The organism is Plesiomonas sp. ISS29 (assembly GCF_056522795.1).
Map to the genome: position 1 here is coordinate 1016617 of NZ_JAWRZQ010000001.1, position 12626 is coordinate 1029242.

Annotated in this window: 13 protein-coding genes and 1 pseudogene; 4 read left to right on the forward strand and 10 right to left on the reverse strand. The window is 48.5% G+C overall.

What is annotated here, in order from left to right; all coding sequences use genetic code 11:
• The first annotated feature begins 197 nt into the window (after positions 1–197).
• Positions 198–602, forward strand: coding sequence for an 8-oxo-dGTP diphosphatase MutT (mutT, locus tag AC1HDJ_RS04580; RefSeq protein ID WP_479533726.1), 405 nt, complete (start codon positions 198–200; stop codon positions 600–602).
• Between the two features lie 31 nt (positions 603–633).
• On the opposite strand, the gene yacG is transcribed toward mutT, so the two are convergent.
• The 8 genes and pseudogenes from yacG to AC1HDJ_RS04620 all read right to left on the reverse strand — a co-directional run bounded on the left by yacG (position 634) and on the right by AC1HDJ_RS04620 (position 8659).
• Positions 634–825, reverse strand: coding sequence for a DNA gyrase inhibitor YacG (gene yacG, locus AC1HDJ_RS04585; protein ID WP_438622312.1), 192 nt, complete (start codon positions 823–825; stop codon positions 634–636).
• 67 nt (positions 826–892) lie between these two features.
• A complete protein-coding gene (zapD, locus tag AC1HDJ_RS04590) occupies positions 893–1648 on the reverse strand; it encodes a cell division protein ZapD (RefSeq protein WP_479533728.1) in 756 nt (251 codons plus the stop codon).
• 358 nt (positions 1649–2006) lie between these two features.
• A pseudogene (gene coaE / locus AC1HDJ_RS04595) lies at positions 2007–2531 on the reverse strand (dephospho-CoA kinase); the annotation flags it as partial.
• A gap of 61 nt (positions 2532–2592) precedes the next feature.
• The gene (locus AC1HDJ_RS04600) at positions 2593–3423 is read right to left on the reverse strand and encodes a prepilin peptidase (RefSeq protein ID WP_479533730.1); all 831 of its coding nucleotides are present in this window, start codon (positions 3421–3423) and stop codon (positions 2593–2595) included.
• Positions 3424–3648: 225 nt separating this feature from the next.
• Positions 3649–5421 (reverse strand): PglL family O-oligosaccharyltransferase, encoded by a 1773-nt coding sequence (locus AC1HDJ_RS04605; RefSeq protein WP_479533732.1) that lies wholly within the window; start codon positions 5419–5421, stop codon positions 3649–3651.
• Positions 5422–5481: 60 nt separating this feature from the next.
• The gene (locus AC1HDJ_RS04610) at positions 5482–6717 is read right to left on the reverse strand and encodes a type II secretion system F family protein (RefSeq protein WP_479533734.1); all 1236 of its coding nucleotides are present in this window, start codon (positions 6715–6717) and stop codon (positions 5482–5484) included.
• Positions 6718–6719: 2 nt separating this feature from the next.
• A complete protein-coding gene (gene pilB, locus AC1HDJ_RS04615; RefSeq protein ID WP_479536996.1) occupies positions 6720–8219 on the reverse strand; it encodes a type IV-A pilus assembly ATPase PilB in 1500 nt (499 codons plus the stop codon).
• Positions 8220–8260: 41 nt separating this feature from the next.
• Complete coding sequence (locus tag AC1HDJ_RS04620; protein ID WP_479533736.1) at positions 8261–8659, reverse strand: pilin; 399 nt, start codon at positions 8657–8659, stop codon at positions 8261–8263.
• Between the two features lie 53 nt (positions 8660–8712).
• On the opposite strand from AC1HDJ_RS04620, the gene AC1HDJ_RS04625 reads away from it, so the two are divergent.
• Positions 8713–9159 (forward strand): hypothetical protein, encoded by a 447-nt coding sequence (locus tag AC1HDJ_RS04625; protein ID WP_479533738.1) that lies wholly within the window; start codon positions 8713–8715, stop codon positions 9157–9159.
• Between the two features lie 124 nt (positions 9160–9283).
• On the opposite strand, the gene nadC is transcribed toward AC1HDJ_RS04625, so the two are convergent.
• Together nadC and AC1HDJ_RS04635 are read right to left on the reverse strand one after the other, a co-directional pair.
• Positions 9284–10252, reverse strand: coding sequence for a carboxylating nicotinate-nucleotide diphosphorylase (nadC, locus tag AC1HDJ_RS04630; protein WP_479533740.1), 969 nt, complete (start codon positions 10250–10252; stop codon positions 9284–9286).
• Positions 10253–10399: 147 nt separating this feature from the next.
• Complete coding sequence (locus AC1HDJ_RS04635; protein ID WP_479533742.1) at positions 10400–10765, reverse strand: hypothetical protein; 366 nt, start codon at positions 10763–10765, stop codon at positions 10400–10402.
• A 306-nt stretch (positions 10766–11071) separates the two neighbouring features.
• On the opposite strand from AC1HDJ_RS04635, the gene ampD reads away from it, so the two are divergent.
• Both ampD and ampE read left to right on the forward strand, forming a co-directional pair.
• Entirely contained in the window at positions 11072–11653 is a 582-nt protein-coding gene (ampD, locus tag AC1HDJ_RS04640) for a 1,6-anhydro-N-acetylmuramyl-L-alanine amidase AmpD (protein ID WP_479533744.1), read from the forward strand.
• 89 nt (positions 11654–11742) lie between these two features.
• A complete protein-coding gene (gene ampE, locus AC1HDJ_RS04645; protein ID WP_479533746.1) occupies positions 11743–12585 on the forward strand; it encodes a beta-lactamase regulator AmpE in 843 nt (280 codons plus the stop codon).
• The last annotated feature ends 41 nt before the right edge of the window (positions 12586–12626 follow it).

Here is a 12626-nt window from a genome sequence, read left to right on the forward strand (position 1 = left end):
TTTGGATACGTGATACTGATTGATAGATATTGGGTATTCAATTAGAGAGAAGAAAAGGGGCGATTACGTGAGTAATGCCCCTTTTTTTTATCCAAAGAACTTTTTTTATCCAAATAATAAGTCAGGTTGCAGTTCAGAGCGCTTGCATGTAGGTTGAGCCGTGTGTGCTGATAAGCCGTTTTTTTGAGGAAATAATTGTGAAAAAACAGATGCATGTTGCGGTGGGAATTATCCGCAATGCCGAGCGTGAAATTTTTTTAACCAAGCGTAAACCCGACACTTTTTTGGCCGGTTATTGGGAATTTCCCGGCGGAAAATTTGAGGTCGGAGAGTCGGCACAAGAGGCGCTAGCCCGTGAGTTACATGAAGAGGTGGGTATTGAGGTTATGCAGTCAGTGCCGTTTGATAATGTCAGTGTTGAGTTTGATGACCGTGTGGTGCATTTACACTTCTTTTTGGTTGAAGATTATCAGGGAGAACCGTTCGGGCGTGAAGGCCAGCGCTCGGCGTGGGTTGCTCAGCAAGATCTGATTGCCGAGCGTTTTCCCGAAGCGAATGCGGCAATTGTTCAGACCTTACTGGCTGAAGTTGCCGCCGGCTAACTCAAGATTATATCTGAAAATAGCAGCAAGATTAGTCGTTTTCGCTCCAATCTTCAGCGTTGGAGTGATCTTCAGGCCCCGGAATACGTTTCTCTTCTTCAGCCCATTCACCCAGATCAATTAACTGGCAGCGTTTACAGCAGAAGGGGCGGTAGGGGCTATTTTCGCTCCATTCAACGGCAGTTTGGCAGGTTGGGCAGGGAACATAGAGTGGCTGAGTCATCGGTTTTTCTCTTTTCGGTTGCACGGATATGCTGTAGCGGATATCCGATATTCAATACAGTAAAAATTTAGCAGCAGGCTAGTTCAAACGGCAGATGCTGTGGCACTTCACCGTGCTCACTGTCGAGCGGTAAAAAGCGAATGGCATAGCGGCTTTTGTGCCCGGAAACTTGTGGGTAGACCATACAATCAAGCTGCAGACGAAGACGCAGCATTTCAGCATCGCCGCCATTATCTTGATAAAAACCAGCATTGGCGCTGCACGGGTTAAACATTGCACTCTGGCGGATCAGGTTTAATATCAGACGCAGTGGGTCACGCAAAGTATCGAGGGTCGACATCCAGTGAATGGCTTGCTGCTCTTTTTGCGGATGTGGCAGGTGTAACCACAGGTGTAACGTTGGTAAATCAAAGCTGCAGCTACCGCCAGGAATACTTAAACGCTGACGGATCGGATTAATAAAGCGATCATCACGTAGTGCCTGACCTAAGCGCGGGGCATTAAGTAAATCGGTATAGTGCTGTTTTAATTGGCTACGCAGGCCTTGTAGCAGGCTAAGATCAACCCCTGGAGTATCAAGAAACTGCCCCAGTTTTTGTTGCTGGCGCTCGAGATCTTTGAGCAGATCGGTTCTCACTTCACCACGGTCGAGTACATCAAGCAAGTCGGCAATAGTGCGGAAAAAGACCATAGATTGTGCGGTGTCGGCTAAATGCTGATTATCATCTAATTGTTGCAGCAGATATTCTATGCGTAACCAAGCTCGCATCTTCTCATTCAGGGGTTGTTCAAAAATCACTGAACGGGTTGAGTCATTTGTCATGGGTCTGATTCATTGAGAGTTAGAGAGTCGTTACGCTGAATACTAAGTAATAATCTAGGCAGCGTCTATATCGGCTACCTATTGATTCGCAGATATCCTGTATAACCAGTGTCTTTTGCTGAGACGCTCAAGCCTGTTATTGCCGATGCTGAGCGGCTAGCTCCAGATACTTTTGGTGCAACAGGGCAACCTGAGCAGATAATGAATCTCGGTTTGGTGTTTCTCGGGAAAGAGGATCTGATTGGGTGTAACGGCTATTCCGGATATTACAGTTGCTGTCTTGAGCGCTGTAGTTTTGACTATCAGCGTGTTGCTCATGCTTGTCATGGCGATGAGGGTTGTCATTGTTATGGCAGTCATTATCAATAATATCATCAGCCACGGCTAAGCGTGCGCTGCGCGATGCTTGTGCATTCAGAATTTGCTTAATCTGTTGCTCAGATACCTGATCACGCAGTTGGGTACGCTGGATTTGGGTTTCAGGGCTGACATCAACCACTAATACGCGATCAGCCAAGCCACAGAGGTTATTTTCAACCAGCAGTGGCACAACCCATAGCGCGTAGGGGGAGGTGACTGCCGCTAACTGGCGCTGCATAGTTTGGCTGATTAGTGGGTGCAGTAACTGATTCAGCCACGCCTGTTGCTGTGGATCGGCAAAGATGATTTCGCGCAGCACTGCACGATTTAAGCTGCCATCAGGGAGTTGCACCTGTACGCCAAAATGGGCAACGATGCTGCACAGTGCCGGTGACCCGATCGCGACCACTTCACGCGCCACGATATCGGCATCTACCAAGGTGATGCCGTGCTGGGCAAACAGATTGGCAACGGTCGTTTTGCCGCTGCCGATGCCTCCGGTAATGGCGACAGTGTAGGTCACAAGTTGCTCCATAAATAGGCTAGAGACTATTGGGTGAGCAGTATCTTATCGATTTGATTTGCTATATACCCATCAGCGTAAAATAAGTGCGCACAATATTATCGCCCCACAGTAAGGTAATCCAGCCGCCGAGTGCCAACCACGGGCCAAACGGAATCGCCTGCTGGGTACGGCGCGCGATGACTGCATAGATGAGGCCACTGAATGAGGCCAACATTGCAACCAGCAGCAGTTTTTCGGCACCAACCCATGCACCCAGTGCAGCCAGCAGCACAAAATCACCGCTGCCCATGCCCTCTTTACCGGTCAGCAGCTTAAATACCCAAAACAGACTCCAGAGCGAAAGATAACCGGCCATTGCGCCGGCAAGGGCGCTGTGTAAGTCAATCTGGCTTTCTCCTAGCCATGCCAGCAGTAAGCCGCCCCAGAGCATCGGTTGTGTCAGGCTGTCGGGCAACCAGAGGGTATCGAGATCGATCATACTGGCAACCAGCAGCAGAGCGGCAAGCAGCATCACGGCCAAACTCCACGGTGTAAGCCCCCACAGCAACACCGGCAGTGCAAAGGCAATGGCGGTGATCAGCTCAATCGCGGGGTAGCGGGCACTAATAGGGGCTTGGCAATGTCGGCACTTTCCGCGCAGTAACAGCCATGAGGCCAGCGGTAGGTTATCAAACCAGCGAACCGGCGTTTTACACTGCGGGCAGTGTGAAGCGGGCAGCAACAGATCAAAACGGGGAGCCTCTGGTGTAGGCGGAAGATCACTAAAATGCTCACTGCACTCGGCCCGCCAGCGGCGTTCGAGCATGATCGGGTAGCGGTAGATCACTACATTCAGAAAACTGCCGATCACTAAACCAAACAACGCTGCTAACAGAATGACTCCGTCCACTGGAAACCTTATTTATGATAGCGCGCAAGGCGCGGGAAATTGGGTAATATAAGCAAACTGTTGAGTATTTATATTCATTTTGTGTTTGCTTGATAAGCCTACGTTATACCTAATAATTTTATCGTAAAAGGTAAGGAGCGTCTTGTGCTGTTGCGCTGTTTATTGTTAAACACAAGATCGGTTATTTATTTTTAATATTCCCTATTTTTATTTTCAATACGATCACTATTTTTCAGCGGATGCAGTAGCTATCTGGCTGGGTGGATATTTCGGGTTTGCCAGTTTATTTTTTTGGAAATACTCGGCGGTAAACAAGGTGGCATCATTAGGAAATAGAAAATAGGCTTCGCGCTGGAGTTCAGCTAGCTGTACGGTATTTCCCTGTTCGTGATAAATCATCGCCAAAAAATTATAGTATTCGGTACGCGGGTAGGTGCGCATATCCTCTTTAATCCACTGCTCTACTTTTTTCAGATCTTGCTGATTATCAGTTGCTACGGCAGCGTTGATGGTTTCCACAATCAGGTAAAAATTGAGCCGCCGATACCATGCAATAGGGTTGATGTTGTTGACGACTAATGAGAGATCTTTACGGCCTTGTGTTTCATACCGATACAGGTTGTGGGTGGTATACAAGGTGGTGAGCATAAAAATCAGGGTGAATCCAAACAGTAAATAACCAGAAAGCCGTAAAGCAAAGGTACGGGCAACGGGCAGTGTGCGGTCAGCAGGTTTATCAATGATTGCAATTAATACAACAAACATCAGCCAGTGCGGTACAGAGTGGTAAAAGGGGTATTCGAGCTGGCTGTGTAATGCCAGCGGGATCAGCAGTGCGATTAGTATAGGAGCATATTTTTGCTGATAGCAGGCATAAAAAACAGCCAGAGTAGCCAGCAGTAAGCCGAGTACCGGAATAATCCCGCCCTGCGCGGCAAGTTGTAATATCTCGTTGTGGGCATGCGCCAGCCCTGCTAGCCCAGCATGGTCAAACTGGCCGGCGGCGTAACCTTTGGCGCTGAACCACAAATAAGCTGACTCAAAATTGCCGTATCCCCAGCCTAGCAGTGGTTTTTCTGCCCACAGTTGCAGTGTTTGTGGGTAGGTGTATGCGCGTGGGCTTTCTAGTGACACCCGATCGGCCATCAGCAGGGTAATATCATTCAGCCAGAAATTTTGTGTTAACCCCCACAGTAGACCAATACTGAGGGCGATAAAAAACAGTGCCGCATTTTGTTTATTCTGGTGAGGGTGGTTTTGGCGTAACAGTGTGAACAATATCAGCGGGCTAACCAGTATAAGAGCCAGCCAACCGGTGCGCGAAAGCAATATTACGGTGACAAAGGTGGTCAATGTAATGCTGACTGCCAGCACGGTACGTTGCCAAATTCGAGAAGTCTGCAGCAATAAAAAGGCGGCAATCACTGTGCCGGTGACCATAAAAGAGGCCATCAAATTTGGCTGGAAAAAGATCCCGTAGGGGCGATTGAGGCGGCTGTCATACCCGAAACTGTTGCCTTCGGTCAGCCAGTAATATTGCCAGAGCGCCAGAGAAGCTTGAATGAGTACCCCGCACAGCAGTATCCAAAGTAAATGCTGTTTTTGTTTCGCCGTGAGTTGTAATTGTGTAGCCGCCAGATAGGTTAGATAGCCGCCCCACAAGCCAAATAGGGTGGTCAGCATACGGGTATCGGCTTGCGGGTAGAGTTGTGGCAGGCTGATCAGTATGCAGCTCAGCAGCAACCCTTGTGATAAGCGATTATAAACCAGTTGCTGTCTGCGGCTGATCAGCAGTATGCCATTGAGAATAATAGCGCTGATCACTATCCAGCCAATATTATTAAATGGGATCTGCAACCCTTCGCCGCCAAGATGGTTTTGTACGGTATGCATTCCGCAGAGAAAAAACAGCGCCAGTAGCAAGGCGTGGCAAGCTTGTGCAGGTGTATACGCCGTAAAAAAGTTCTGACTGCGAATTAGCAGGCGTTGAGCAAGCATAATATCATTCCATGATCAGGCTTAAATTCAGGTTTTAGTTTTTAACTTTGGCGCAGAGCATTAACCGATTACGCTACCCATATTGAAAATAGGCAGATACATGGCTACCACCAGTGAACCGACAATGCCGCCAATAATCACCATAATAAAAGGCTCTAATAGGCTGGATAGTGCATCAACCATGTCATCCACTTCTTGCTCATAAATGGTGGCAATTTTATCGAGCATGCCATCAAGTGAGCCTGACTCTTCGCCAATCATCACCATTTGGGTGGTGATCGGTGGGAATAGGTTCTGCTTTTGCATGGCCTGATGAATTGGAATTCCCTGTTCGGCCTCTTTGCGCACCGCTAAAATAGCATTACGGTAGATCAGGTTTCCGGAAGCCCCTGCTGCAGAAACCAAGCCGTTTAGCAGCGGCACGCCGGCGGTAAAGGTGACCGATAAGGTGCGCGAAAAGCGGGCAACACTTGCTTTGTGTAGCATCAGACCAATGACCGGCAACTTGAGCATAAATTTATCCTGCCGAAGGCGCACTTTTTCAGAGCTGCGATACATGCGGCGATAGAGATAAGCTGCCGCCACTATGCCGGCTGCCACAAAGCCGCCTTTTTCCCGCAGTAGTACCGAAAGGTTGAGCACCATTTGGGTAAAGGCCGGCAGTTCAGAGCCAAAGCCGTGATAGAGCTGTTCAAATTGGGGGATAACAAACAACAGCATCAAGACAGATACCCCGATAGCAACCGCCATCACCATACTGGGATAGAACAGGGCTTTTTTTATTTTGGATTTCAGCGCTTCCATTTTTTCGCGATGAGTGGCGATTCTGTCCATCACCAGATCAAGCCGCCCAGTGACTTCACCGGTGCTGACCAGATCACAAAATAGATCATCAAAGATCAGTGGGTGTTTGCGCAGTGATTGCGAAATCGGCGTACCGCTTTCCACATCAGAGGCAATGTTATTGATCAGGCGGCGCATGCAGGGTTTAGCATGGCTTTCACCGATTAAGCGCAGTGCCTGTAACACCGGTACGCCGGCAAATAACATAGTGGAAACTTGGCGGCTGAAAAAGGCAATATCAGCCGGCTTAACCCGATCTTTGAGTTTGGTCAGAACTGATTGCGGGGCTTTTTTGGCCTCGATACGGCTGAAACCTCGGGTCATTAAAATGGCTTTTAACTCATCAATTGAGCTGGCATCAAGCTCACCGGTACACTCCTGACCCTGCCGATTAAAGGCACTCCATTTATACGGATACTGTTTTCTGGCTTTCAGTTGGGTCAGTGTTGTCATGCTTATACTCCGGTGACGCGATCAATTTCTTCAAGTGAGGTCACCCCCTGCAACACGCGGGCATAACCGGCATTGCGCAGTGTCAGCATGCCTTGCTGACAGGCAATTTGAGTAAGTTCAGGGGCGTGAGCGCCGCGTAAAATGGCATCGGTTAGTTGTGGTGACATCGGCATTAGCTCATAAATACCGGTACGCCCTTTATAGCCGCCACTGCAGTGATCACAGCCTTGTAAGTTGGCTTTAAATAGCGTGATGCCTTGCTCTTGATAGGGCGTAAAATCACGCGCTTTCTGCTCGGCAGCCGAAAGAAACAGCTCTTGGCGGCAGTGCGGGCAGAGGCGGCGTGCCAAGCGTTGGGCAATGATCAAATTCACTGATGAGGCGATGTTGTAAGCTGGAACACCCATGTTTGACAGGCGGGTCAGTGTTTCGGCCGCTGAATTGGTGTGCAGGGTCGAGAGCACTAAATGGCCGGTTTGCGCCGCTTTGACTGCTATTTCAGCCGTTTCTAGGTCACGGATTTCGCCCACCATTACCACATCAGGGTCTTGGCGTAAAAATGCCCGTAGGGCACTGGCAAAGGTTAGCCCGGCTCGGGTGTTGATTTGGGTTTGATTTACGCCGCTGAGGTTGATCTCTACCGGATCTTCGGCTGTTGAAATATTCCGTTCAGGCGTATTTAAGCGGGCAAGGCCGGTATACAGGGTCACGGTTTTACCGCTACCGGTTGGGCCGGTGACTAAAATCAGCCCCTGTGGGCGTGCCAGCACGGCTTTATACAGCGCTTTATCGTGTTCGGTAAAGCCAAGTTGGTCAATATCAAGCCGCGCGGCGGAAGAGTCTAGAATACGCAGCACCACTTTTTCACCGAATAGAGTCGGTAGGGTGGATACCCGTAGATCAATCGCTGTGCCTTCACTGAGTTTTAGTTTGATACGGCCATCTTGCGGAATGCGGCGCTCGGCAATATCGAGTTTACTCATGATTTTCAGGCGGGCAGCAAGGCGCTGCGCCAGTTTTTGTGGCGGGCTGGTGATCTCTTGCAATACGCCATCAATTCGAAAACGCACTCGATACAGCTTTTCATACGGCTCGAAATGAATATCTGAGGCTTTTACCCGTACGGCACGGCTGAGCATTTGGTTGATAAAGCGCACAATCGGCGCTTCATCATCTTCATCAGCAATTTCGGTGTTATCCACCGAGTGGGTATCGGCATCAAGCTCATCGAGTTGTTCGAGCGTGCCGGCATCGGCAGCGGTATTAATATCATCCACCCGCTGGCCGGTCAGTTTTTCTATTTGCGCATACAGTTCGGTTTTATCGGCCTGAACTAATTCGATATTTTTGCCGGTAGCAAAACGAAAGGCATCGGCGGCTTTGTAATTATTGGTGTCGAGAATGGAGAGATAAAGCGTATCTTCGTTTTCAAGCAGGGGAAATGCTTTATACTCGATACAGAGAGGATAAATATTGATGTTTTTATTTAATAGAGTATTCATCATTATGAGTATGGCGGGAAGTTAATCCCGCCAATATATTATTAGTTACAGCCTTTTGGTTTGATAACAGCATCTCCACCACTAGTACAGCTCCAAGAACCATTATTATCACGGGTTAAAGTAACGGCTAACCCTTTTGCTTTTGGACTAACATTACTACCATCTAATGTAACTATAATCGTACTTGCAGGAATAGTTAATTCACCATTTGCTGGATTAGTTGCACCAATAGCTGATAAATCAGCAGGCCATGAGCCTTGGCTAACAATATGATCTTCTACATTGGTTTTTAATGACGCAGCGTAAGATAATGCACTGCCAAGTTCCGCTTTAGCAACATAATTCTGATACTGTGGAATAGCAATTGCGGCCAATACGCCAATAACCGCTACCACAATCATCAATTCAATTAGCGTAAAGCCCTGTTTTACCTTATTCATTATTTCTCTCCTAACTATTCTGACCCGTATTCCATTACTGGCGGGTAAATTTTTTGCCGCTGCGCTCAGTATTGCGTGAGCGGGCTTGTGAGTATTTCCAGCCTTCAGCGCTGCCTTGGGGCCAGAATGGTGCGAGTCAAAAAGGTGACTCTCAGGGGTATTTTGCTGCGCGGCGGTTTATTTTGGCACCGTTTCGGCGGGAAGTTGGAATCTGTATCGCAAAGATATATATGATTAAACAGTCGATTTTAAACAAAAAACAGACTTATATGCAGAATGTTGAATTCAGTATGGCGCATAATAAAGGCATTGCAATGGTACGGGATTGTGGCGAAAAACTGTACGCGGTGTCAATAGTTAGGCGATGTTATAAAATACTGCGTTGCTTTCTAAAATACTGTTTATTCCTAACCGTGTATTTCAAAAATGTTGCCAATAAAAAATGCACTTTCCAACGTCGGGTTTTATTAAAAATGGTGGTGCACATAAAATCAACGTAAAGATAAAAGATAACCACGTAGACCGTGGTTATCTTTGAGTAATACAGACAGTGATTTTTTCTTTTTCTTTTTCTCTTTCTCTTTCTCTTTCTCTTTCTCTTTCTCTATTTTCTATCTGCCTGATTTAATAAAAGCGCATTGAGAGATCGAGCGCTTTGATGTGCTTGGTCAGTGCGCCGACCGAGATAAAATCAACACCGGTGGCGGCATAGTCTGGCAGCGTGGCAAGGGTTACATTACCGGAGACTTCAAGCAGCGCACGGCCTGCGGTGAGGGTAACGCCATCGCGCATCATGCTGGTGGTGAAGTTATCAAGCATGATGATGTCGGCCCCCGCCTCAATGGCGTGTTGCAGCTCGGTGAGGCTTTCTACTTCTACTTCAACCGGAACATCGCGCGCCAGTGCATGGGCGTTGGCTACAGCTTGCTGTACGCCACCGGCCGCGATGATGTGGTTCTCTTTGATTAAAAAGGCATCATACAACCCTAAACGGTGATTAACGCCGCCGCCGCACTGTACGGCATATTTTTGTGCGGTGCGCAGCCCCGGCAGGGTTTTGCGGGTATCGAGCAGGCGGGTATGCATGCCTTGCAGTTGATCGGCATAACGGCGGGTGGTTGAGGCCACGCCCGAGAGGGTCTGGATAAAGTTGAGCAGGGTGCGCTCGGCGGTCAGCAGCAGGCGGGCGTTACCCGAGAGTTGCAGCAGACATTGGTTTGGCTCGACGCGATCACCGTCGGCAACCAGCCATTGAATACTGATCGGGTCGGCGTGGCCGACACTGAGTTGGCGACAAACCTCTTCTGCCCACTGTTTTCCGCAAAATACACCTTGCTCGCGGGTGATTATGCGTGCACGCGCTTGTTGTGCGGCGGGCAGCAGTTGTGCGGTGAGATCGTGCTGGGCAAGGGTTGCAGCATCGGTGAGTGTAGTGGTTGCTGGGTGAGCTAATGTGTGATCGCGGGCTGCATGGTGTGCGGGTACGCCGAGATCTTCGCACAGGGCGGCATGCACAGTGGCCGAAATATCGTGCTGTAGCTGGGTTAACAAAGTGGCCTGACGCTGGGCCGAATTGTGTGTGCGATGTGGCATCACTGTTGCTCCGCAGTAAAAGTTATTCCGATGGTAGCTTACTGCGAGACTTTTCGCATCTGTCGGTTGTGTGTGGGGCTGATATTGTTCTTGTTATATTGTTCTTATTATATGTTCTATGCTACCTGTAGGCATAGAACAATAGGTTTAAAGTGTGTTAATGTATTGAATCCTTTCTAGTGTTATTTTTGATATGCAGGTTTGATTGATCGATGCCAAATAAGATGAATTAACTTCATTGGTGGTGCATTTTTTTATTTTATTTTCAATGATGTTTATATCTTTTGCGTTGCCATTAAGCTCGATAAATATTAACTCTTTAATTTTCCCTTCCATGAAAATCCCCCAGTGCGAGCCATTCAATAGGCGAGCGTGTATCTCCTGTGCTAAAACAGATTGACTTAAGGTTAATGCAATTATAGTAATAATTTGATATTTAGAAAATTTCATCAAAGACACCATTGGAAATGAAATTTTTAAGGTTTTCAAATCTTTTTTGATAACTGCCATCATGTTTGTTAACTATTCTAGTTATAGCATTGGATTCATTATGTGTGATTGTTTTGATCTAGGGTGGAAGGTGAGATTGTTGATATTGATGAAGGGATAAAGATCCGCCAATGATTTTATTGTGCATAATTTTAGGTTCACAAAAGTAAATTATTTTTTGCCTGAGCCGCTAGGTGGTTTTGCTCTGGTTGTGCATCCCATAAAAGTACGGTTCTTGCTCTGTTTTTTGGGGCGGTGATGGGCGAGGCTTGCCGTATGAGGGGTTATCCCGCACACTGATATTCTTTAGGTTATCAGAGAGTTGTTGTTATGCCGGTGCTGAGTTTACCTGCAAAGGCTGATTGGCTGAACGGGGCGCGCCGCTGCCCTTCGCCGCACTGTAATGGGCGGGCTGACGGGGAGGTGGTCTCTTTGCTGGTGGTGCACAATATCAGTCTGCCACCGGGTGAGTTTGGTGGGCCGTATATTGATGATCTGTTTTGTGGCCGCTTGCAGCCTGATATTCACTCCTATTTTGCTGATATTTATCAGCTACAGGTGTCGGCGCATTGCTTAATTCGGCGTGATGGCGAGGTGGTGCAGTATGTGCCTTTTAGTCAGCGTGCGTGGCATGCGGGGGTGTCGAGTTTTGAAGGGCGTGCGCAGTGCAATGATTATTCGGTAGGAATAGAGCTGGAGGGTACGGATACGCTGGCCTATACGCCGATACAGTATCAGCAACTGGCACTGATTACACGGCTGTTGCAGCGGCGTTTTCCGGCGATAACCAATGCGCGGATCACAGGACATAGTGATATAGCTCCGGGGCGGAAAACTGACCCTGGTACGGCGTTTGATTGGGCATATTTTACCGATTTTTTGCAGCGGCTGGATAATTTGTTGGCAGAGTAAGTTGCAGTTTATTGGGTGAACTGTGGAGTTGAAAGCATAAACGGCTGTATACAGATGAATATAAAGAAGAGAGTGAGGAGTACCGCGGGATGAAATTATTCAGTTTGTTGCTGATTTTGGCATGGGAGCGGTTGTTTAAAACCGGAGAGCATTGGCAGATTGATCACTGGTTGCACCCGCTGTGGGCGAAGATAGCGCGGCCTTCGCTGGTGAAGAGCACGGCGGTGTGGCTGGCCAGTGTGCTGCTGGTGAGTGCCGGTTTATGGCTGGTGAAGGGGCATTTGTTCGGGCTGGTATCGCTGTTGTGCTGGATAGCGCTGGGGTTACTCTGTATTGGTGCAGGCTATAAGCGGATGCGTTATCGAGCTTATTTGGTGGCGGCTCGGCGCGGTGAAACGGCTGAGGCTCAGGCGCTGGCAGAGAATATTGCGCGTATCCACGGTTTGCCGTGTGGCGATGATGTGGCACGTTTGCAAGCGTTGCAGTCTGCGCTGTTGTGGACGCATTTTCGCTACTATATTGCGCCGGCTTTTTGGTTTGTGGTAGGTGGCCCAGCCATTATGGTGGGCTATGCGGTATTGCGGGCTTACCAAAGCTGGCTGGCCGAGCAAAATAATGCACTGCAGCGAGCACACTCTGGGGTTGATTCGTTGCTAGGCTGGCTTGATTGGCTGCCAGTGCGAATTTGTTCATTGGCGTATGTATTTGCTGGGCATGGGGATAAGGCGTTAGCGGTGTGGGTGATGGCGGTGGCTGATGTGCGTGCGTCGGCCTATCAGGTGCTGGGGCAGGTTACGCGTTTGGCGCTATTGCCGCAGGATAATGATTCATGGGTGGATATGCCACAAGCGGCGGTAACACTGGCTCGTAAAGCGGCAATGCTGCTGGTGGTAGTCGTTTCTGTGCTGACTATTTACGGGTTGTTGGTGTAGTGTATTTACCCTGTTTATCCCGCGTATGCTTTTGAAGTATT

Coding starts and splice junctions, on each gene's coding strand:
- yacG (WP_438622312.1), bottom strand. CDS start 825: ATGACTCAGCCACTCTATGTTCCCTGCCCAACCTGCCAAACTGCCGTT.
- zapD (WP_479533728.1), bottom strand. CDS start 1,648: ATGACAAATGACTCAACCCGTTCAGTGATTTTTGAACAACCCCTGAAT.
- AC1HDJ_RS04605 (WP_479533732.1), bottom strand. CDS start 5,421: ATGCTTGCTCAACGCCTGCTAATTCGCAGTCAGAACTTTTTTACGGCG.
- AC1HDJ_RS04610 (WP_479533734.1), bottom strand. CDS start 6,717: ATGACAACACTGACCCAACTGAAAGCCAGAAAACAGTATCCGTATAAA.
- pilB (WP_479536996.1), bottom strand. CDS start 8,219: ATGAATACTCTATTAAATAAAAACATCAATATTTATCCTCTCTGTATC.
- AC1HDJ_RS04620 (WP_479533736.1), bottom strand. CDS start 8,659: ATGAATAAGGTAAAACAGGGCTTTACGCTAATTGAATTGATGATTGTG.
- nadC (WP_479533740.1), bottom strand. CDS start 10,252: ATGCCACATCGCACACACAATTCGGCCCAGCGTCAGGCCACTTTGTTA.
- AC1HDJ_RS04635 (WP_479533742.1), bottom strand. CDS start 10,765: ATGATGGCAGTTATCAAAAAAGATTTGAAAACCTTAAAAATTTCATTT.
- ampD (WP_479533744.1), top strand. CDS start 11,072: ATGCCGGTGCTGAGTTTACCTGCAAAGGCTGATTGGCTGAACGGGGCG.
- ampE (WP_479533746.1), top strand. CDS start 11,743: ATGAAATTATTCAGTTTGTTGCTGATTTTGGCATGGGAGCGGTTGTTT.